This window comes from Dickeya undicola, from assembly GCF_000784735.1.
Lineage (GTDB): Bacteria > Pseudomonadota > Gammaproteobacteria > Enterobacterales > Enterobacteriaceae > Dickeya > Dickeya undicola.
Genome location: NZ_JSYG01000032.1, coordinates 210,169 through 230,635 on the forward strand (window position 1 = coordinate 210,169; position 20,467 = coordinate 230,635).

A 20,467-nucleotide genomic window follows, 5' to 3' on the forward strand; every position below is an offset into this window, starting at 1 on the left:
TTTTTTCTGGTTTACGTCATAAACAGTCTGTCAGGGGCGATACACTTTAACGTTGTTGAACCCTTGTTCGCGCAGGTACAGCGCCTGCAAACGGCTCATCACCCCGCGCTCGCAATACAACAGATAGGTTTTGCTCTGATCCAAATCGCCGAACTGCGTCCCTAATTTATAGAACGGCAGCGATTTTACCTCTACCTGTTCCAGCGCCAGTGGACGCTCATCTTGCTCATCCGGCGAACGAATATCCAGCAGAATATCGCTTGCGGCAAACGCACCAACCGTTTCCACTTCGGTCACATCCTGCCGGGTTTGTTCGGCAATATCACGGATGTCGATATTACGCGCTTCCTCCACCACCCGTTCAAGGATCGAGAAATCGAACAGGCTTTCTTCATGCTCGATTTTAGCCTTCACCGCTTTTACCGTCGGGCTTTTGGAAATCACGCCGCAGTATTCAGGCATGGTTTTGGCGAAATCCTCGGTGCCAAGTTCACGCGCCATGCGGATAATGTGCTCTTTGTCGTGAGAAATCAGCGGACGCAGGATCAACGTATCCGAGGCGTTATCAATCAGACGCAGGTTGGTCAGCGTCTGGCTGGATACCTGGCCCAGCGCTTCACCGGTTACCAGTGCCTGCACACCATAGCGTTCAGCTACGCGCGACGCCGCCCGCACCATCATACGTTTGAGTACCACGCCCATCTGGCCGTCATCCACCTTCTCCAGGATTTCACCGACCACCGGTTCGAAATCGATGGCGACAAAACGTACCCGGTGTGAACTGCCGAAACGGTTCCACAGGTAATGCGCGACCTGACGCACACCGATTTCATGCGCGGCACCGCCCAGATTGAAGAAACAGTAATGCACCCGGCAACCACGACGCATCAACATGTAGCTGGAAACACCGGAGTCAAACCCGCCGGAAATCAGCGACAGGACATCTTCCTGCGTGCCAATCGGAAAACCGCCGATCCCTTCGTAGCGCCCTTTAATCAGCAACAGACGATCCTGCTCGATTTCCAGATGCACCGTGACCTGCGGAGCGGTCAGATTAACGCGCGCACTCTCGATATGCTGATTCAGACCACCACCGACGTAGCGCTCTACGTCCTGAGAACTGAAATCGTGCTTGCCACGGCGCTTCACCCGCACGCAGAAGGTTTTACCCTCCAGTTGCTCGCGGTAGGTGGTCAGCGTTTGTTCAAAAATATGGTGGACATCGGTGTAATCACACTCTTCCACCTCAAGAATATGGTGAATGCCAGGGATACGCGTCAGCGCATCACGTATTGCTATACGTTGGCTTTCGTCTTTGGCACGAACGTCGATATGATCCCAGTGACGGACAACCGCCAGCGTTTCATCATACTGTTTTAAAACGTTACGGATGTTACCGGTAAGAATTTTTATAAAGCGCAATCGCACAGATTGGCTCTTGATGGTGATTTCCGGGAACAATTTAATGATAAACTTCATGGCGGCTATCGTTAGTTGGTTCTGAAGGCGTCAAGCACAGGTACGCGGATAAAACGCAGGTAACCTGAGCGTTAAAATTACGTTATCGGTAACACCATCCTGGTTCGGGTGGCGTTACCAATAGCATCCAGGGCGCGGAGTATACCACCATATTGCGGTAAGCTGCGTGGATTAAGCGCATAATTGCGCACCATTGAGGCGCTTGCCGTGACAATCCGGTAGCGTCAGCGCCGACAGGCGCGTATAAACAAGATCCGGAAACGAATATGCCGAAAAAAACTGAACAACCCGTCAGCTTTGAAAGCTCGCTCGCCGAACTGGAGCAGATCGTGTCGCGTCTGGAATCGGGCGAACTGCCGCTGGAAGAGGCGCTAAGCGCCTTTGAGCAGGGTGTCCAGCTTGCCCGTCAGGGGCAATTGAAACTGCAGCAAGCCGAACAGCGCGTTCAGATTCTGCTAAATGACGATCCCGATGCGGCCCTGACACCTTTTACACCGGATAATGAGTCGTTATGACAGATTTTCTCAAGCAGCTCACAGCTCACCATCAACGCATCAACGCCACACTCAACCAGTTTATTTCCACCCTGCCTTTTCAGAGTAGTCCACTGGTCGATGCAATGTCGTATGGCGCACTGTTGGGAGGGAAACGTCTACGTCCTTTTCTGGTCTACACCACCGGCCAGTTGTTCGGCATCTCGCAGGATAACCTTGATGCACCAGCCGCCGCCGTTGAATGTATTCATGCCTATTCTCTGATTCACGATGATTTACCGGCCATGGATGACGACGACCTGCGGCGCGGCCAGCCCACCTGTCATGTCAGATTCGGCGAGGACAAGGCGATTCTGGCGGGCGACGCCTTACAGACGCTAGCGTTTTCCATTCTGGCAGACGCACCGATGCCACAAGTCAGTGACCGTGATCGGTTAGCGATGATTTCAGAACTGGCCAGAGCCAGCGGTGTCGCGGGCATGTGCGGTGGTCAAGCATTGGATCTGGAAGCGGAAGGCCATCAAGTCGACCTGCTGGCACTGGAGCGCATCCACCGGCATAAAACCGGTGCACTGATTCGGGCCTCGGTACGCTTGGGCGCGCTGGCCGCCGGTGAACGCGGACGCCTCGCCCTGCCTTGCCTCGACCGCTACGCCAACGCTGTCGGGCTGGCCTTTCAGGTGCAAGACGATATTCTTGATGTGATCGGTGACAGCGCCACCACCGGCAAACGCCAGGGTGCCGACCAGCAACTGGGTAAAAGCACCTATCCGGCATTGCTGGGACTTGAGCAAGCCAAAATCAAAGCTCAGGAGCTGTGCCAGGAATCCCTTACGGCACTAACTGAACTGGAAGAAACACTGGACAACCCCGCCGCCATTGCCCCACTACAGGCACTGGCGAACTACGTCGTTGAACGTGATAAATAATTTTAATATCAATATCGCTTGATGAGTATCCGATGACCTTTGATATCGCGAAATACCCCACGCTGGCGCTGGTGGAAAACCCCGAGGAACTGCGCCTGCTGCCAAGGGAAAGTCTGCCCAAATTGTGCGACGAGCTACGACAGTACCTGCTGGATAGCGTCAGCCGCTCAAGCGGGCATTTTGCCTCGGGTCTGGGTACGGTCGAGCTGACCGTGGCATTGCATTACGTCTATAACACCCCGTTCGACCATCTGGTGTGGGATGTGGGCCACCAGGCCTATCCTCACAAAATCCTGACCGAACGACGCGATCGCATCGCCACCATCCGTCAGAAGGGTGGCTTGCATCCATTTCCCTGGCGTGGTGAGAGCGAGTACGACGTGCTGAGCGTCGGCCATTCCTCAACATCCATCAGCGCGGGTATCGGTATGGCCGTGGCCGCCGAACGTGAAGGACAAGGTCGCCGCACCGTCTGCGTGATTGGTGATGGTGCCATTACCGCCGGTATGGCGTTTGAAGCCATGAACCATGCCGGTGATATCAAGCCAGACATGCTGGTGGTGCTGAACGACAATGAAATGTCGATTTCCGAAAACGTCGGCGCATTGAACAATCACCTGGCACAATTGCTGTCTGGCAAGCTCTATTCCACCCTGCGCGAAGGGGGTAAGAAAGTGCTGTCCGGCCTGCCGCCCATCAAGGAGCTGGTCAAACGCACTGAAGAGCACCTGAAAGGTATGGTGGTGCCGGGTACGCTGTTTGAAGAGCTGGGATTCAACTATATCGGCCCGGTGGATGGGCATGATGTGCAGTCGCTGGTCCAGACGCTGAAAAATATGCGCAGCCTGAAAGGCCCGCAGTTGCTGCATATTATGACCAAGAAAGGCAAAGGTTATGCCCCAGCCGAACAAGACCCGATCAGTTGGCACGCCGTGCCGAAATTCGATCCGGCCAGTGGGACGTTACCGAAAAGCAAAGAAGCACTGCCGACCTACTCCGCTGTTTTCGGCCAATGGCTGAAAGAAACCGCCGCCACCGACAACCGCTTAATGGCGATTACCCCAGCCATGCGCGAAGGCTCCGGCATGGTGTCGTTTTCACGCGAATATCCGCAGCAATACTTCGACGTCGCCATCGCCGAGCAACATGCGGTGACCTTTGCCGCCGGGCTGGCGATCGGCGGTTATCGCCCGGTAGTAGCGATTTACTCTACCTTTCTGCAACGCGCTTATGACCAGGTAATTCATGATGTCGCTATTCAGAACCTGCCAGTACTGTTCGCTATCGATCGCGGTGGCATCGTCGGTGCCGACGGTCAGACCCATCAGGGCGCGTTTGATCTTTCGTTCCTGCGCTGCATCCCTCAGATGGTGATCATGACGCCCAGCGACGAAAATGAGTGCCGACTGATGCTGCATACCGGCTACCACTATCAGCAGGGGCCGTGTGCGGTGCGCTATCCGCGTGGCAATGTCCCAGGCGTAGCACTCACTCCTCTGGAAATCCTGCCGCTTGGCAAAGGTGTGATGAAACGTCAGGGGGAGAAAGTCGCTATTCTGAATTTCGGCACCTTGCTGCCGGAAGCGCAACAGGCAGCGGAAGCGCTTAACGCCACGCTGGTAGATATGCGATTCGTCAAACCGCTGGATGAGGCGCTGATAGCCTCGCTGGCCGCCAGCCATGACGTGCTGGTCACGCTGGAAGAAAACGCCATTATGGGGGGGGCCGGTAGCGGCGTGAACGAATATCTGATGGCGAAGCGCCTGGCAGTGCCGGTGCTCAACCTCGGCTTACCTGATATCTTCGTACCGCAAGGGACTCAGGCCGAAATCCGTGCCGACCTGGCGCTGGACGCGGCAGGCATTGAGCGTCGTATCCGCGACTGGCTAGCTTGACAGAGGCCAATCGCTGGTTACAAAAAAAACCGGGATTATCCCGGTTTTTTTGTAGTAACAAGAGCAGTGCTGGTGCGTACAACCGCTATATCACCGCACTATCACATAGTGCCCGGCCACATACAAAACCGCGGCTGAAATCACCCCGGCGACAATATCGTCGACCATGATACCCATACCGCCATGCACGTTGCGATCAAACCAGCGAATCGGCCAGGGTTTGAAAATGTCCAGAACCCGGAAAATGACAAACCCAGCGACCACCCATCCCCAGTGGGTCGACGGCACGGCCATCAGGGTGATCCACATCCCGACAAATTCGTCCCAGACGATGCTGCCGTGATCATGCACGCCCATGTCTTTCGCGGTGCGATGACACAGATAAACGCCAATACAGATACTGAGCATCACCAGTAGCGAATAGAGCTGCAACGGCAACAGCATCAGCAGATACCACACTGGGATGGCCGCCAGCGAGCCCGCCGTGCCAGGCATCCACGGCGACAGGCCGCTGCCGAATCCGGTCGCCAGCAAATGCCACGGATTACTCATCCGCAGGCGACTTTTGGCAACCAGCGAGCCTTTGTTTTCATGCGCCAAAATGGTCATACCCTTTCAAATTAACGGTCACCGGTTGCCCTGAACGGAAGAAGCTTAGCCCTTCAGAAGCAGGCCCGATCTGACCGATGCAGGTATAGCGAGCACCCAGATGGCCGATCGCCACCTCCAGCGCCCCCCGGTTCAGCTCAGGTACGGTAAAGCACAGTTCATAATCTTCGCCGCCGCCGAGCGCCCATCGCATCGTTTGCTCCGGGTCGTCATGCTGTTGCAACGCGCTAGAATACGGCAGCGCCTCCAGATTGATGCGCGCACCGCAATCGCTGGCCTTAAGAATATGCCCCAAATCAGACGCCAGCCCATCAGACAGGTCGATAGCTGCACTGGCTAGATCGCGCAACGCCTGCCCGTGCAGAATACGCGGCTGAGGGCGCAAATGGCGCTGCAACAGCCATTGACGCGCATCGGCGTCGGGCACCTGTAGCCGGTCCTGCAAAATAGCCAAACCCGCAGCGCTGTCGCCCAGCGTTCCGGTAACATAAATCCAGTCGCCGATACGCGCTCCGCTACGTTTCAGCGCTCGACCTGACGGCACCAACCCCTGAATAGTTAACGTCATGCTGAGCGGCCCACGCGTAGTGTCGCCGCCAATCAGTTGCATATCGTAGTAGGAAAGCTGTTCAAACAGGCTGTCGCTGTAAGCGGCCAGCCAGTCAGCGTCGATTTCCGGCAAGGTCAACGCCAGCGAGACAAAAGCGGGGTCGGCTCCCATTGCAGCCAGATCGCTCAGATTGACCGCCAGAGATTTGTACGCCAGATCGGCCGGGTCGATGTCGGGCAGAAAATGAATACCGGATACCAGCGTGTCCGTACTGACCGCCAGCAACTGTTTGTCCGGAATGTTCAGCAGGGCGCAGTCATCGCCGATCCCCAGTTCTACATCCCGTCGTGAATAGCCCACCCGGTTGAAATAGCGGGCAATCACATCAAACTCACCTTGAGCCATAATCTTTCCAGATCGTGGTAACCTAAAAAAACCAAGGCCGGAAAACCGGCCCTGACTGACTTATTTTTTACCCGGCCGCAGGTGAGGCCCGGCTTTGTCCAGCACACCGTTCACGAACTTGTGGCTGTCTTCGGCGCCAAACACTTTGGCCAGCTCAATCGCTTCGTTGATGGCAACCTTGTAAGGCACATCCTCGCGTTTGCTGAGCTCAAACACCGCCAGACGCAGAATGGCTCTTTCCACCTGCCCGAGTTCGTCCAACTGACGGGAAAGGTACGGTGCCATCTGGGCATCCAGCTTTTCCGCCTGGGTGGCAACGCCCGCCAGCAACTCGCGGAAATAGGCGATGTCCACACCTTTGACATCCTGCTCGCTCAGGAACTGGAGTTCAACATCGGCAATATCATTTTTGGACAACTGCCAGGAATAAAGCGCTTGAACCGCACATTCACGAGCGCGGCGACGAGCAGCAGGTTTCACGGAATACCCCTTACAAAATAAATCAGGCTGACTTGATTGAGTGTAATACATTGATCATTTCAAGCGCGGTCAGAGCGGCTTCCGCCCCTTTGTTCCCCGCTTTGGTGCCGGCGCGCTCAATGGCCTGCTCGATACTTTCCGTAGTCAGCACACCGAAGGCGACCGGAATGTCGCTGTTCATCGCGACGTGAGACAGACCGGAACTGCATTCACCGGCAACAAATTCAAAATGCGCGGTTCCACCACGGATCACCGTACCCAGCGCCACGACGGCGTCATATTTCTGGCTGTTAGCCAGCGCACGCACGGTCAGCGGTAATTCATAGGCACCCGGCACCCACACGACGGTGACGTTTTCTTCTTTCACCTGACCAATACGCTTAAGCGCATCCAGTGCACCTTCCAGCAGGCTGTCATTGATGAAGTGATTGAAACGGGCAATAGCAATCGCCACGCGGGCATTCGGAGCGGCAACAACACCTTCAATAATGTTCATAGCTTTCCTTTGACTGTTTTACGACCCCGCAGGGGGGCGGATTCTATCATATTCTTCCGGGCGCGTATCCGCTTTTGACCCAGTGGTGGATATGCATCGCATAACTCGCACAAAGACGTGTTATTGCGGTTTCAGTGTCAGACGGATATCCGGCCCCACCTGACAGAGGTCCGTCATCGCAAACGCAGGTGCCTGCGACAGCTGTTCCAGCCCCGGCAACACACACAGTGGCCGAGCCGCATCCCCCAGTAAACGGGGAGCAAGATAGACGATCAACTCATCCACTACACCTGCCTGCAACAAGGCACCGGCCAAGCGAGGGCCCGCCTCTACCCACACCGTATTGATCTGGCGTTTGCCCAGCGACATCATCAGGGCAACCAGATCAATGCCACCGCCATGCAGCGGCATATCCAACTGCTCCACGCCATCCGGCCATGACTGACCATCCTGACGCGGACGCGCTAACCAGGTTTGCCCCGGCTGGCTGACCAGACGATGCTGCGGGGTCACCCGAGACTGGCTGTCGACAATGACGCGCACTGGCTGGCGCACGGCACTTTCAGGGTAAAGCCGCTGGGTATCCGCATCCAGCTCAGACCAACGCACGGTCAGCGACGGGTTATCTGCCAGCACGGTGGCGCTACTGCTGAGGATCGCCGAACTCTGCGCCCGGAAACGCTGCACATCCTGACGAGACTGTGGCGACGTGATCCACTGACTTTCACCAGACGCCATCGCAGTCCGGCCATCCAGCGAAGCGCCAAGTTTAAGCTGCACGTAAGGAAAACCGGTGCGCATCCGTTTTAGAAAACCCCGGTTAATTTTTTCCGCTTGATCCATCAATACACTGTGCTGTACTTCGATACCGGCCTGTTGCAACCGGTGCAAACCGCGACCAGCCACCTGCGGATTTGGGTCCTGCATCGCCGCCACTACCCGCGACACCCCCGCCGCGATTAGCGCATCAGCGCACGGCGGTGTGCGGCCATGATGACTGCACGGCTCAAGCGTTACATACGCGGTAGCACCACGCGCTTTGTCACCCGCCATACGCAACGCATGGACTTCGGCATGAGGTTCACCCGCTTTCTGGTGATACCCCTCCCCTACGATCGCATCATCTCTGACAATCACACACCCGACGTTAGGGTTTGGTGCCGTTGTAAAGCGGCCGCGGCGAGCAAGCTCCAGCGCGCGGGCCATGTAAAATTCATCAGACTGTGTAGCCATCCGGTGCTTATCCTGGATTTAGAAACCGATAGGGAGCGCGCGGTGCGTAAAAACAGACGCGCTGTTAATCCTGCAGACGGGCAATTTCTTCGCCAAATTCGCGGATATCCTCGAAACTGCGGTATACCGACGCAAAACGGATGTAAGCCACCTTGTCGAGCTTTCTCAATGCATCCATCACCAGGTTGCCCACCATTTTGGCGGTCACTTCCCGCTCGCCGGTCGCGCGCAGTTGGGATTTAATGTGATTGATAGCCATTTCTACGTCGTCAGAGCTGACCGGGCGTTTCTCCAGCGCCTTCAACATACCGCTGCGCAATTTGTCCTCATTGAACGGCTCACGTACATCATTGCTCTTGATGACACGCGGCATCACCAGTTCCGCCACTTCAAAGGTAGTGAAGCGCTCGTTGCACACCAGGCACTGCCGACGACGACGAACCTGAGAACCTTCGCCCACCAGACGAGAATCAATCACTTTGGTATCTACTGCGGCACAAAAAGGACAATGCATAACGTTTCCAGACCATAGCCTTATAAACTTGACCTAGTTTACCCCGAATTTCGTCTGTAACCCAAATCCCGACACGACGCGTTTTTTCTCCCTATCAATCTCACTACGGTTTAGGTTCGATTGAAGTGGCTTACGCTAAAGTAATGCCGCATTCTGGTTATGCTGTTTGCAAACGACACGTGGATTACCCACTACCGTTTAGCATAGTCAGACTATCAAACGGAAACCGCACCGGGTTTCCCATTATTTCACTACCGGAGAGCCCTCAATGGGACCAGACCCTAATCCTCATCCAGGACAGCGCGTCATTCACCGGTAAGACAGCTTTTACGCTGCCTTGCCGGTTACTACAGGCAAGGCAGCGACGCCCCCGATCGTCCCTGCTGATTGCGTTATAAGCCACACGCGAGCGGATTGCTTCTGCGTGTTATCAGGCTGCGGCCCTCTTCTGGCTGCGGCAGGGAGATTTGGTATGCGTTTAATTCGACTCACACAGCAATGGCTCTCACAGCTCGGCCATCATTTACCACGCCGCTTGTTCCAGCGAGCCCCGATGCCGGACGGAAAAGCAACCGTCAGCCAGGCCATGAGCGACGCGATGGCAACACGCTGTCTGCGGCTGGCTCACCTTGACGAAACCAGCTTGTATCAGGAATTCAATAGTCATCCGGAAGGGTTACTGCCGACTGAAGCTGCACAGGCACGAGCGTGCCACGGCGATAACCGGATCCCCGGCGAGCAGGCTGCACCCTGGTGGCGACACTTGTGGCGTTGCTATCGTAACCCGTTCAACCTGCTGTTGACATTGCTGGGCCTGATTTCTTACGCCACGGAAGACCTGACCGCCGCGCTGGTCATCGCACTCATGGTGATGATTTCCACCTTGCTTAATTTCATTCAGGAAGCGCGTTCCGGCAAAGCTGCCGACGCCCTGAAAGCGATGGTCAGCAATAAGGTGACGGTACTCCGTCCCGGTGCCCAGAGCAATTACAGCGATTATCAGGATATCCCGTTGGATCAACTGGTGCCGGGCGATATCGTCAAACTGGCGGCGGGCGACATGATCCCGGCGGATCTGCGCATTCTTCAGGCCCGTGATCTGTTCATTAGCCAGGCATCGCTGACCGGTGAATCGCTGCCGGTGGAAAAAGTAGCGAATAGCCGCCAGAGCGAGCAGGCCGCAGCGCTGGAATGCGACACGCTCTGTTTTATGGGCACCAACGTAGTCAGTGGCACAGCACTGGCGATGGTGATTGCCACCGGCGGCAATACCTGGTTTGGTCAATTGGCTGGGCGCGTCGTGCAGCAACCTGGCGAAGAAAATGCATTTCAGCAGGGTATCAGCCGTGTCAGTTGGTTACTTATCCGCTTCATGCTGGTGATGACACCGATTGTGCTGCTTATCAATGGCTACACCAAAGGCGACTGGTGGGAAGCCGCGCTGTTCGCGCTGTCGGTCGCTGTCGGCCTGACACCGGAAATGCTGCCGATGATCGTCACCTCGACGCTGGCTAAGGGTGCCGTCAAGCTGTCACGCCAAAAAGTGATCGTCAAGCGGCTGGATGCCATCCAAAACTTCGGTGCCATGGACATTCTCTGCACCGATAAAACCGGCACGTTAACGCAGGATAAAATTGTGCTGGAGTGCCATACCGACGCGTTTGGCAACGCCAGCCAGCAGGTATTGCGCTACGCCTGGCTGAATAGCGCCTACCAGACTGGATTGCGCAATTTGCTGGATCAGGCGGTGCTGGAAGGGATCCCTCCGCAGGAACAACAAGCAGAGCTGTCTTGCTGGCGCAAAGTGGACGAAATTCCGTTTGATTTTGAGCGTCGTCGCATGTCGGTGGTGGTAGCCGATAACCGTAATGAACACCTGCTGATTTGCAAGGGTGCGCTGGAGGAAACCCTTAGTGCCTGCGCTTGGGTACGTCATAACGAGCAACGCTTACCTCTGGATGCGCCGCTGTTGTCACGCATCCGCCATCTAACGGATGAGCTTAACCGCCAAGGGTTGCGGGTCGTGGCCGTCGCCAGCAAAGTGATGCCCGCCGATCGTCAGGATTACAGTCGGGTGGATGAATCCGACCTGATTCTGGAAGGTTACATCGCTTTTCTCGATCCCCCCAAAGAGAGCACGGCACCGGCGTTGAAGGCGTTGAAAAACAACGGCGTGACGGTAAAAATTCTCACCGGCGATAGTGAGCTGGTCGCCGCTAAGGTATGCCGTGAAGTGGATATTGAACTGACCGGTATCCTAACCGGCCGCGATGTTGACGCATTAAGCGACGAGCAACTGGCACACGCAGCCCGCGACACCACGCTGTTTGCCCGCCTGACACCACTGCACAAAGAACGGATTGTGCGTCTGCTGCGTTCTGAAGGCCATGTGGTCGGGTTCATGGGCGACGGTATCAATGATGCCCCAGCACTGCGGGCAGCGGATATCGGTATTTCGGTGGACTCTGCGGTGGATATCGCCCGCGAAGCGGCGGATATTATCCTGCTGGAAAAAAGCCTGATGGTGCTGGAAGAAGGTGTCATCGAAGGTCGACGCACCTTCGTCAACATGTTGAAATACATCAAGATGACCGCCAGTTCCAACTTCGGCAACGTCTTTAGCGTGCTGATCGCCAGCGCTTTCCTGCCGTTTCTACCGATGCTGCCATTACATCTGTTGATCCAGAACCTGATGTACGATATTTCGCAGGTCGCCATCCCATTCGACAATGTGGATGAGGAGCAGGTCAAAAAACCGCAGCGCTGGAATGCCAGCGATCTCGGGCGTTTTATGGTGTTCTTCGGCCCGATCAGCTCTATTTTCGACGTGCTGACGTTCTCGCTGATGTGGTGGTTCTTCCACGCCAATACACTGGACTCTCAGACGCTGTTCCAGTCCGGCTGGTTTATTGAAGGGTTGTTGTCGCAAACACTGATTGTGCACATGATCCGCACCCGCCGCATCCCGTTCATCCAGAGCCGTCCATCCTGGCCGGTGATGGTGATGACATTGTTGATCATGGCGACCGGCATCGGGCTGGTGTACTCACCGTTGGCTGGCTTCTTACAATTGCAGGCACTGCCATTGAGCTATTTCCCGTGGCTGCTGGCGATCCTGAGCGGCTATCTGCTGCTCACTCAGGCGATGAAAGGTTTCTTTGCCCGTCGCTACGGCTGGCAATAGCAGCAACCGGCGCGGCGGCTGATTACCGCTGCGCCCTGATTTTCCTCTCTTGATTCAGCCTGTTCTGCTTACTTTTTTCCCAAAAAGTCATTCACTATAAGCAACAACAAATCACGTCTATACCCGTCATACTTCAAGTTGCAGGTGCGTTGGCTGCGTTACTCGGCTCATTTCATGGGCCTCGCCCTAAAGGGCTAACGCGTTGCGCTGTTCAACACGCCAGCGTGTTGTCCCGCAACTCGAATTATTTTGGGTATACACTGATATTAAATCGAATAATGAAATGACCCGCCACGGGCTTAGGGAGAAACAGCATATGACTTTTCACCGCCGCGTTATCCCGATGTTATCCATCATGGTACTGCTCGCTGGGTGTGCGCAGCCGCAAACCACCCGCGTCCAGAACGAACTTGGTCAGATCAATCAGCAACTACGCGACCTCACCAACCGGGCCGTCGCGCTGGAACAGCAAAATACGTTAAACGCCAATTCCACCTCCGGCGTTTATTTGCTGCCTGCCGCTTACAATCGGGCATTACTCGACAGCAGCATCGGCAAGTTAAGTCTGGAACTCAGCAAGGTTGAACCGGAAGCCAACGGCACGCGTGCCTTACTGACTATCCGCACCATGAATACACTGACGTTACCGGCCTTCCGCGCGCAACTTGACTGGGGAGCACTTGACCCAGTTAGCGGTAAACCGTTAACCGGCGATACGCAGACTCAGTTACTGACTATCCCACCAGCAGCCACACCTGTCTCGGAGATCACGGTCGAGGTGCGGCTTTCCGGCCTGACACCGGAGCAACTTGGTTTCGTGCGTGTGCATGATGTGGCGGCAGACTCTACGCTGCGCCGCAACGAACCGAGTCAGTGACAGCCCTGAATCCCCCCAGCGCCAACCATAAAAAAACCCTGCCAAATGGCAGGGTTTTTATTGCAGTTTCTAGTGATAAAAGCGATTAAGGCAGCAGCGACGGTTGATCCGCGCCTTCTTTTTCTACTTTCTGCACCAGCATGTGCTCACGCTTCATACCCAACTTAAGTGCCAGAGCAGACGCCACATAGATAGAAGACACCGTACCGATGGCCACACCAATCAACATCGTCAGCGAGAACCCTTTCAGCATCGCGCCACCGAACAGGTACAACATCAGGATAACCACCAGGGTTGTTCCCGAGGTAATCAAGGTTCGGTGCAACGTTTGGGTCAACGACACGTTGAAAATTTCATAAGGCGTTCCACGACGGATCTTACGGAAGTTTTCACGAATACGGTCAGACACCACGATGCTATCGTTCAGCGAATAACCGATGACCGACATCAGCGACGCCACAATAGTCAGATCGATTTCAATATCGAACAGCGACAATACTCCCATGGTGATGATCACATCGTGCGCCAACGCAATAACCACCCCGGCAGCCAAACGCCATTCGAAACGAAAGCCAACGTAAATCAAAATACAGATTAACGCCGCCAGCAACGCCATCGCACCCGTCTGAGCCAGATCCGCACCCACGCTCGGGCCGACAAACTCAATACGTTTAACCATCGCATTCTGGCTGGTTGCTTCGTTGATAACACTGACTACCTTGCTACCCAGCTCCTGGCCGCCAGTTTCACCGTGGGCAGGCGGCATACGCACCATGATGTCACGGCTACTGCCAAAGTTCTGCACCAATGGGTCGGCAAAACCGGCTTTCTCCAGCGCACCACGCATCTGCTCCAGATCCGCAGCTTTTTCCAGCGAAATCTCGATAACTGTACCGCCAGTAAAATCCAGCCCCCAGTTGAAGCCGCGCACGCCCATCACGACGATAGACAGGATCAACAACAGACCGGACAAACCGAAAGCCCAGTAGTCCCAGCGCATAAAGTCATACACTTTACGGCCGTAGTTCAATTGTTCAACAGTATATTCCTGTGCCACAACGCACTCCTCAGATAGACAGCTTTTTGATGCGTTTGCCGCCGTACAGCAGGTTTACGATGGCACGAGTACCCACGATCGCAGTAAACATGGACGTCGCCACACCGATACCGGTCGTAATCGCAAATCCCTTAATCGAGCCAGTACCGATCGCATACAGAATAATGACTTTAATCAGCGTCGTGACGTTGGCATCGAAGATGGAGCTAAATGCGCCCCGGTAGCCTTCGTCAATCGCCTGCTGAATGCTACGTCCGTTGCTCAGCTCTTCTTTAATACGCTCATTAATCAGTACGTTGGCGTCCACGGCTACCGCGAGGGTCAACACGATACCCGCGATACCCGGCATCGTCAGCGTAGCGCCCGGCAACAGTGACATAATGCCGACCACCAGCACCAGGTTCGACAACAGAGCGGAGGTCGCAATCATGCCGAACTTCTTGTAGAAGAAGATCATGAACAGGATCGATACAGCCAGACCAGCCAGACAAGCCTCCAGCCCCTGGGTGATGTTCTGCATCCCGAGGGTTGGACCAATGGTACGTTCTTCTACGATCTGAATCGGTGCAATCAGCGCACCGGCACGCAGCAGCAGCGACAATTGACGAGCTTCATTCGGGTTGTCGATACCAGTAATACGGAAGCTGTTGCCCAAAGGAGACTGGATAGTGGCAACGTTAATCACCTCTTCCTGTTTTTCCAGAATCGCACGACCGTTGGCATCCTTCTTACCGCTGTCCTTATACTCCACAAACAGAGTCGCCATCGGCTTGCCGATATTGACCTTGGTGACGCTGGACATCATGTTACCACCGGCACTGTCCAGCGAGATATTCACCTGCGGACGGTTGTATTCATCGCTACCGGAGGTAGAGTCGGTAATATGATCGCCGGTCAGAATCACACGTTTGTACAGCGCTATCGGCCCGCCGTCACGCATGTTCTTCACTTCGGTATCGCCCGGCACGCGGCCACTAGCGAGTGCAGCAGGATCAACATTGCTGTTGACCAGACGGAACTCCAGCGTAGCAGTCGCACCCAGAATTTCTTTGGCGCGCGCGGTATCCTGAATCCCCGGCAGTTCCACCACGATACGGTCAGCGCCTTGACGCTGCACCAGTGGTTCGGCTACACCGAGCTGGTTGACGCGATTACGCAGGATGTTGATGTTCTGCTGCACCGCATATTCGCGGGCTTCGCGCAGACGAGCATCGCTCATGACCGCACGCAGCGTATCGCTGCCGCTGGCGTTGATCACCAGATCACGATGGCGGGTCGTCAGATAATTGACCGCATCATCACGCGATTGGCTGTCACGGAACAGAATGTCCACACCATAATTGTCTGACTTGCGAACAGAAGCATACTGGATGCCTTTCTCGCGCAGATCGCTGCGCAGGGAATCCATCGTCTGCTCTTGTAACTTGCCTAATGCGGTGTCCATATCCACCTCCATCAGGAAGTGCACGCCGCCACGCAGGTCAAGACCCAGTTTCATCGGTTCCGCCCCCAGCATTCTCAGCCAGGTTGGGGTAGCGGGTGCCAGGTTGAGCGCAACCACATATTTCTCGCCCAGCGCATTCACCAGAACTTCACGAGCATGAAGCTGTATGTCCGGCGTAGAGAAGCGCGCGAGAATAGCACCGTTTTCCAGCGCGATAGACTTGCTGGCGATATTTTGTTCTTTCAAAACATTCTGGATCTGGACCAGCGTAGATTCACTGGCGGCGGTTCCTCGCGCACCAGTGACCTGAATTGCCGGATCCTCACCATACAGGTTAGGAAGTGCGTAGAGCAGACCAACGACGATCGTCACGATCAGCATCAGGTACTTCCACAGAGGATAGCGGTTTAACACGGTAGTTCCCTTCGGGAAAGTCGAAAAATTACAGGGCCTTCATCGTACCCTTCGGCAGCACGGACGTCACGTAGTCACGCTTGATCACGACTTCGTTGGTATCGTTCAAGGCGATGGTGATAAATCCGTTATCAGCCACTTTAGTCACACGGCCCACCAGACCACCGTTGGTCAGCACTTCGTCACCTTTGCTGATCGAATCCATCAATTTTTTGTGTTCCTTGGCACGTTTTTGCTGAGGGCGCAGGATCATGAAGTAAAAAATCAGACCGAACACGGCCAGCATAATCACCAGAGAGTACGGGCTTCCCTGAGCAGGAGCACCTGCGGTTGCTGCCACTGCGTCAGAAATGAAAAAACTCATTTAAATGTCCTCTTTAGTTATCAAAACAACAGTTATCAATACGAAAAGTTATCAAAACGCAAAATCATCAACATGAAAAGCGATCGGTAAACCTTCATGCCATGCAAACATGCTTATTGCGGCGCATGACCTTCATGGTCATTTCTCGCGGCGTTGTCGACCACCGGCGGAACCGGTTTACCAATACGCTGGTAAAATTCGGTCACAAAACTCTCTAATCTACCGTCCTCGATAGCCTGGCGTAAACCTGCCATCAGGCGCTGATAATAGCGCAGGTTGTGGATGGTATTGAGGCGCGCGCCCAGTATTTCGTTACAACGGTCCAGATGGTGCAAGTAGGCGCGGCTATAATTGCGACACGTGTAGCAATCACAGTGCTCATCCAACGGCCCGGTGTCATCTTTGTGTTTGGCATTACGGATCTTGACCACACCATCCGTAACGAACAGATGACCGTTACGGGCGTTGCGGGTTGGCATCACGCAGTCAAACATGTCGATGCCACGGCGAACGCCTTCCACCAAATCTTCCGGTTTACCTACCCCCATCAAATAGCGAGGTTTATCCGTCGGCAATTGCGGGCAGACATGTTCCAGAATGCGGTGCATATCGGCCTTCGGCTCGCCGACCGCAAGGCCGCCCACAGCGTAACCATCAAAGCCGATGTCCACCAGCCCTTTTACCGACACATCACGTAAATCTTCGTAAACACTCCCCTGAACGATGCCGAACAACGCGTTTTTGTTGCTTAATTCATCAAAACGCTGACGACTGCGCTTCGCCCAACGCAGCGACATTTCCATCGACCGTTTGGCGTAATCCCAGTCTGCCGGATAAGGGGTACACTCGTCGAAAATCATCACGATATCGGAACCGAGATCGTACTGAATTTCCATCGATTTTTCCGGGCTAAGGAAAATAGCGTCACCGTTAATCGGGTTGCGGAAGTGTACGCCTTCCTCGGTGATCTTGCGGATATCACCCAGACTAAAGACCTGAAAACCACCAGAGTCGGTCAGAATAGGGCCGTGCCATTGCATGAAATCATGCAGATCACCGTGCCGCTTCATAATTTCCTGACCCGGACGCAGCCACAGATGGAAAGTATTGCCCAGAATGATCTGAGCGCCGGTGTCTTTCACTTCTTCCGGCGTCATTCCTTTAACGGTGCCGTAGGTGCCGACCGGCATAAACGCCGGGGTTTCTACCATACCACGTTCAAAAACCAGACGACCGCGACGCGCGCGACCATCCGTTTGCAACAGTTCGTACTTCACTTAGCCTCCAGCATCAGAAAACAGTCTGATGACGTTATTGATATACCCACAGAACCTGGCCTGCGGTATGAAACATGAAAATGAATCGACGGCGGATTATCCCACCTGCTCCTGTTCCGCCGATGGATTACGGGTGATGAACATCGCATCTCCGTAACTGAAAAAGCGGTATTGCTCCGCGACTGCCTGCCGGTAGGCGGTCATGGTGTGGTGGTAACCAGCAAAGGCGGAAACCAGCATAATCAGCGTCGATTCCGGCAGATGGAAATTGGTTACCAGCGCATCCACCACCCGGTAGTGATAACCAGGATAGATAAAGATACGGGTATCGCCGAAAAATGGTGCGATAACCTCTCCAGTACTGGCCTGCGCCGCGCTCTCCAGCGAACGAACCGAGGTCGTGCCGACCGCAATAACGCGATTGCCGCGCGCCTTGCAGGCTAACACCGCATCCACCATCGCCTGTGGCACCTCGGCATACTCGGCGTGCATGATGTGATCTTCGATGGATTCCACCCGCACCGGCTGGAATGTACCGGCACCAACATGCAGAGTAACGAAGGCCATTTCCACGCCTTTTTCCTTCAGCGCAGCCAGTAGCGGTTCATCGAAATGCAAACCGGCGGTCGGTGCCGCCACCGCGCCGGGGCGCTGGCTATATACCGTCTGGTACAATTCGCGGTCCGCCGCGTCATCCGGGCGGTCAATATAGGGTGGCAACGGCATGTGCCCGATGTCATTGAGAATGGTCAATACATCACGTGTATCGTCAAAGCGAATTTCGAACAACGCGTCATGACGTTCCAGCATGGTGGCTTTCACGCTCTCATCTTCGCCGAGCAGCAGTTCAGTGCCAGGTTTTGGTGCCTTGGATGCACGGACATGCGCCAGCACACGCTGGTCATCCAGCATTCTTTCCACCAGCACTTCCAGCTTGCCGCCGCTGGCCTTACGTCCGAACAGGCGCGCCGGAATCACCCGGGTATTGTTGAACACCAGCAGATCGCCCGGCTGTAATTTATCGAGCAGATCGGTAAAGACGCCGTGCGCGAGCGCGCCTGTGGGGCCATCCAGCGACAACAGACGGCAACCGCTGCGTTTTGCCTGCGGATAACGGGCAATCAGAGACTCAGGCAATTCAAACGAAAAATCGGCAACACGCATGACCATTCACTTAATTTTCGACACAGTGGAACACAAGAAGCGGCCTAGTCTAGAGCCCGTCGGGACCGGCTGCAAGAAATAAGCGGGACAGCGCGTCGCCTTCCTCTATACTTGCCGCATTGATTACACCGCTTTACCTTTCAGGGACCGCACCGACGCCATGAATTTTCTTGCACATCTGCATCTCGCCACGCTGGCCCAAAGCTCGCTGACCGGAAATCTGATGGCGGATTTCGTGCGCGGCAACCCCGACAACCTTTACTCACCCGATATCGTCGCCGGTATCCGTCTGCACCGTCGTGTCGACGTGTTGACCGACAGCCTGCCGGAAGTGCGTACCGCCTGCCGCCATTTCAGTACCGACTATCGCCGGGTTGCGCCAATCACGCTGGATGTACTGTGGGATCACTTTCTGGCGCGCAGTTGGTCAACGCTGGAACCGGCGATACCGCTACCACGCTTCGTCGCTCATGCAGAGCAGCAGATCGCCCCCCATCTGGCTGATAGTCCGGAGCGCTTTCGCAACCTGAATCATTATCTGTGGCCGGAACGCTGGCTGGAACGTTACGCCGAACTGCCGTTTATCGCCGACGTATTGCACCGCATGTCGGTACGTCGACCGAAGCTGGCAGCGCTTTCTGGATCATTCGGCGATATTGAGCGTCACTACCATCAATTTGAAACATTATTCTGGCAGTTCTATCCTCGTATGATGCATATGGCAAAAACAGGTCAGCTTGATGGCCCGGCTGACGCCGCACAGTAACGCGAGGAACAGCACGCAGGCTGTTCATTTGTCAGTGAAAAGAATTATCAATTGATTCGATAGACAAAAGCTATCTTATTGATTGGTCGCTTTCGCTTTATTCACCGGCAGGCTGTACCTATACTTACGGCGTTTATTACATTCACCTATCATTAACAGCTATTTACAGGAGTAATTATGGTCCTGGTAACTCGTCCTGCCCCCGACTTCACTGCCGCTGCCGTACTGGGAAGTGGGGAAATCGTTGAGAATTTCAATCTGAAAAAGCACATCAACGGTAAACCGGCTGTGATCTTCTTCTGGCCGATGGACTTCACCTTTGTATGCCCTTCCGAGCTGATCGCGTTCGATCACCGCTACGAAGAGTTCAAGAAGCGTGGTGTTGAAGTGGTTGGTGTGTCTTTTGACTCTGAATTCGTGCACAACGCCTGGCGTAACACCCCAGTCGAAAACGGCGGTATCGGCGCAGTGAAATACGCGATGGTTGCTGATATCAAGCGTGAAATCCAGAAAGCTTACGGTATCGAACATCCGGAAGCCGGTGTAGCACTGCGCGGTTCTTTCCTGATCGACAAAAACGGCATCGTGCGTCACCAGGTGGTGAACGATCTGCCGCTGGGTCGTAACATCGATGAAATGGTGCGTATGGTTGACGCGCTGCAGTTCCACGAAGAGCACGGCGAAGTGTGCCCGGCTCAGTGGGAAAAAGGCAAAGCGGGTATGGGCGCGTCTCCGGACGGCGTTGCAAAATACCTGAAAGAAAACGCCAACAATCTGTAATCGGCACATCCGGTATCAGTCATCAGCCAGCGGCTTCGTCCGCTGGCTTTTTTATG

General features: G+C 54.9%; 19 protein-coding genes. 7 read left to right on the forward strand and 12 right to left on the reverse strand.

Going from position 1 to position 20,467, the window contains the following annotated elements:
* Window positions 1-30: 30 nt before the first annotated feature.
* Window positions 31-1,479 (reverse strand): tRNA uracil 4-sulfurtransferase ThiI, encoded by a 1,449-nt coding sequence (gene thiI, locus OB87_RS14970; RefSeq protein ID WP_033570211.1) that lies wholly within the window; start codon window positions 1,477-1,479, stop codon window positions 31-33.
* 266 nt (window positions 1,480-1,745) lie between these two features.
* On the opposite strand from thiI, the gene xseB reads away from it, so the two are divergent.
* From xseB to dxs, 3 genes are read left to right on the forward strand one after another with little or no spacing between them, the layout of a single operon-like run.
* On the forward strand, window positions 1,746-1,994 hold the full coding sequence (gene xseB / locus OB87_RS14975) for an exodeoxyribonuclease VII small subunit (RefSeq protein WP_033570212.1): 249 nt from the start codon (window positions 1,746-1,748) through the stop codon (window positions 1,992-1,994).
* Complete coding sequence (gene ispA / locus OB87_RS14980) at window positions 1,991-2,902, forward strand: (2E,6E)-farnesyl diphosphate synthase (RefSeq protein WP_033570213.1); 912 nt, start codon at window positions 1,991-1,993, stop codon at window positions 2,900-2,902. Before xseB ends, ispA begins: the two co-directional genes overlap by 4 nt.
* 32 nt (window positions 2,903-2,934) lie before the next feature.
* Entirely contained in the window at window positions 2,935-4,797 is a 1,863-nt protein-coding gene (gene dxs / locus OB87_RS14985) for a 1-deoxy-D-xylulose-5-phosphate synthase (RefSeq protein WP_033570214.1), read from the forward strand.
* A gap of 90 nt (window positions 4,798-4,887) precedes the next feature.
* Here the strand turns inward: dxs and pgpA are convergent, their stop codons facing one another.
* The 6 genes from pgpA to nrdR all read right to left on the reverse strand — a co-directional run bounded on the left by pgpA (window position 4,888) and on the right by nrdR (window position 9,084).
* Complete coding sequence (pgpA, locus tag OB87_RS14990; protein WP_033570215.1) at window positions 4,888-5,406, reverse strand: phosphatidylglycerophosphatase A; 519 nt, start codon at window positions 5,404-5,406, stop codon at window positions 4,888-4,890.
* Complete coding sequence (gene thiL, locus OB87_RS14995; protein WP_033570216.1) at window positions 5,387-6,361, reverse strand: thiamine-phosphate kinase; 975 nt, start codon at window positions 6,359-6,361, stop codon at window positions 5,387-5,389. Before thiL ends, pgpA begins: the two co-directional genes overlap by 20 nt.
* Window positions 6,362-6,421: 60 nt before the next feature.
* Window positions 6,422-6,841 (reverse strand): transcription antitermination factor NusB, encoded by a 420-nt coding sequence (gene nusB / locus OB87_RS15000; RefSeq protein WP_033570217.1) that lies wholly within the window; start codon window positions 6,839-6,841, stop codon window positions 6,422-6,424.
* A gap of 22 nt (window positions 6,842-6,863) precedes the next feature.
* Window positions 6,864-7,337, reverse strand: coding sequence for a 6,7-dimethyl-8-ribityllumazine synthase (gene ribH / locus OB87_RS15005; protein ID WP_016941767.1), 474 nt, complete (start codon window positions 7,335-7,337; stop codon window positions 6,864-6,866).
* A gap of 120 nt (window positions 7,338-7,457) precedes the next feature.
* Window positions 7,458-8,570 carry a bifunctional diaminohydroxyphosphoribosylaminopyrimidine deaminase/5-amino-6-(5-phosphoribosylamino)uracil reductase RibD gene (ribD, locus tag OB87_RS15010; RefSeq protein WP_033570218.1) on the reverse strand — a complete coding sequence of 371 codons (1,113 nt, stop codon included), beginning with the start codon at window positions 8,568-8,570 and terminating at the stop codon, window positions 7,458-7,460.
* Between the two features lie 64 nt (window positions 8,571-8,634).
* Complete coding sequence (nrdR, locus tag OB87_RS15015; protein WP_033570219.1) at window positions 8,635-9,084, reverse strand: transcriptional regulator NrdR; 450 nt, start codon at window positions 9,082-9,084, stop codon at window positions 8,635-8,637.
* Between the two features lie 472 nt (window positions 9,085-9,556).
* Between nrdR and mgtA the strand changes: the two genes are divergently transcribed.
* A complete protein-coding gene (gene mgtA, locus OB87_RS15020) occupies window positions 9,557-12,268 on the forward strand; it encodes a magnesium-translocating P-type ATPase (RefSeq protein ID WP_033570220.1) in 2,712 nt (903 codons plus the stop codon).
* A 316-nt stretch (window positions 12,269-12,584) separates the two neighbouring features.
* Window positions 12,585-13,145, forward strand: a complete 561-nt coding sequence (locus OB87_RS15025; RefSeq protein WP_033570221.1) for a SadB/YajI family lipoprotein — start codon at window positions 12,585-12,587, stop codon at window positions 13,143-13,145.
* A gap of 85 nt (window positions 13,146-13,230) precedes the next feature.
* Here the strand turns inward: OB87_RS15025 and secF are convergent, their stop codons facing one another.
* The 5 genes from secF to queA form a co-directional block, all read right to left on the reverse strand.
* Window positions 13,231-14,202: a protein translocase subunit SecF gene (gene secF / locus OB87_RS15030; RefSeq protein WP_033570222.1), complete on the reverse strand. Its 972-nt coding sequence runs from the start codon at window positions 14,200-14,202 to the stop codon at window positions 13,231-13,233.
* Window positions 14,203-14,212: 10 nt separating this feature from the next.
* Complete coding sequence (secD, locus tag OB87_RS15035) at window positions 14,213-16,060, reverse strand: protein translocase subunit SecD (RefSeq protein WP_072025486.1); 1,848 nt, start codon at window positions 16,058-16,060, stop codon at window positions 14,213-14,215.
* Window positions 16,061-16,088: 28 nt separating this feature from the next.
* Complete coding sequence (gene yajC / locus OB87_RS15040) at window positions 16,089-16,424, reverse strand: preprotein translocase subunit YajC (protein ID WP_012770768.1); 336 nt, start codon at window positions 16,422-16,424, stop codon at window positions 16,089-16,091.
* Between the two features lie 113 nt (window positions 16,425-16,537).
* Entirely contained in the window at window positions 16,538-17,701 is a 1,164-nt protein-coding gene (tgt, locus tag OB87_RS15045) for a tRNA guanosine(34) transglycosylase Tgt (RefSeq protein ID WP_033570224.1), read from the reverse strand.
* Between the two features lie 96 nt (window positions 17,702-17,797).
* A complete protein-coding gene (gene queA, locus OB87_RS15050) occupies window positions 17,798-18,865 on the reverse strand; it encodes a tRNA preQ1(34) S-adenosylmethionine ribosyltransferase-isomerase QueA (protein WP_033570225.1) in 1,068 nt (355 codons plus the stop codon).
* A gap of 160 nt (window positions 18,866-19,025) precedes the next feature.
* Between queA and OB87_RS15055 the strand changes: the two genes are divergently transcribed.
* Both OB87_RS15055 and OB87_RS15060 read left to right on the forward strand, forming a co-directional pair.
* Window positions 19,026-19,631, forward strand: coding sequence for an ACP phosphodiesterase (locus OB87_RS15055; RefSeq protein WP_033570226.1), 606 nt, complete (start codon window positions 19,026-19,028; stop codon window positions 19,629-19,631).
* Window positions 19,632-19,808: 177 nt separating this feature from the next.
* Window positions 19,809-20,411 carry a peroxiredoxin C gene (locus tag OB87_RS15060; protein ID WP_033570227.1) on the forward strand — a complete coding sequence of 201 codons (603 nt, stop codon included), beginning with the start codon at window positions 19,809-19,811 and terminating at the stop codon, window positions 20,409-20,411.
* The last annotated feature ends 56 nt before the right edge of the window (window positions 20,412-20,467 follow it).

Excerpts from the sequence above, each read along its gene's own strand:
- mgtA (WP_033570220.1), top strand. The coding sequence starts at position 9,557 with ATGCGTTTAATTCGACTCACACAGCAATGGCTCTCACAGCTCGGCCAT.
- OB87_RS15055 (WP_033570226.1), top strand. The coding sequence starts at position 19,026 with ATGAATTTTCTTGCACATCTGCATCTCGCCACGCTGGCCCAAAGCTCG.
- queA (WP_033570225.1), bottom strand. The coding sequence starts at position 18,865 with ATGCGTGTTGCCGATTTTTCGTTTGAATTGCCTGAGTCTCTGATTGCC.
- yajC (WP_012770768.1), bottom strand. The coding sequence starts at position 16,424 with ATGAGTTTTTTCATTTCTGACGCAGTGGCAGCAACCGCAGGTGCTCCT.
- xseB (WP_033570212.1), top strand. The coding sequence starts at position 1,746 with ATGCCGAAAAAAACTGAACAACCCGTCAGCTTTGAAAGCTCGCTCGCC.
- ispA (WP_033570213.1), top strand. The coding sequence starts at position 1,991 with ATGACAGATTTTCTCAAGCAGCTCACAGCTCACCATCAACGCATCAAC.
- ribD (WP_033570218.1), bottom strand. The coding sequence starts at position 8,570 with ATGGCTACACAGTCTGATGAATTTTACATGGCCCGCGCGCTGGAGCTT.
- nrdR (WP_033570219.1), bottom strand. The coding sequence starts at position 9,084 with ATGCATTGTCCTTTTTGTGCCGCAGTAGATACCAAAGTGATTGATTCT.
- OB87_RS15025 (WP_033570221.1), top strand. The coding sequence starts at position 12,585 with ATGACTTTTCACCGCCGCGTTATCCCGATGTTATCCATCATGGTACTG.
- thiL (WP_033570216.1), bottom strand. The coding sequence starts at position 6,361 with ATGGCTCAAGGTGAGTTTGATGTGATTGCCCGCTATTTCAACCGGGTG.
- pgpA (WP_033570215.1), bottom strand. The coding sequence starts at position 5,406 with ATGACCATTTTGGCGCATGAAAACAAAGGCTCGCTGGTTGCCAAAAGT.
- OB87_RS15060 (WP_033570227.1), top strand. The coding sequence starts at position 19,809 with ATGGTCCTGGTAACTCGTCCTGCCCCCGACTTCACTGCCGCTGCCGTA.
- dxs (WP_033570214.1), top strand. The coding sequence starts at position 2,935 with ATGACCTTTGATATCGCGAAATACCCCACGCTGGCGCTGGTGGAAAAC.
- ribH (WP_016941767.1), bottom strand. The coding sequence starts at position 7,337 with ATGAACATTATTGAAGGTGTTGTTGCCGCTCCGAATGCCCGCGTGGCG.
- thiI (WP_033570211.1), bottom strand. The coding sequence starts at position 1,479 with ATGAAGTTTATCATTAAATTGTTCCCGGAAATCACCATCAAGAGCCAA.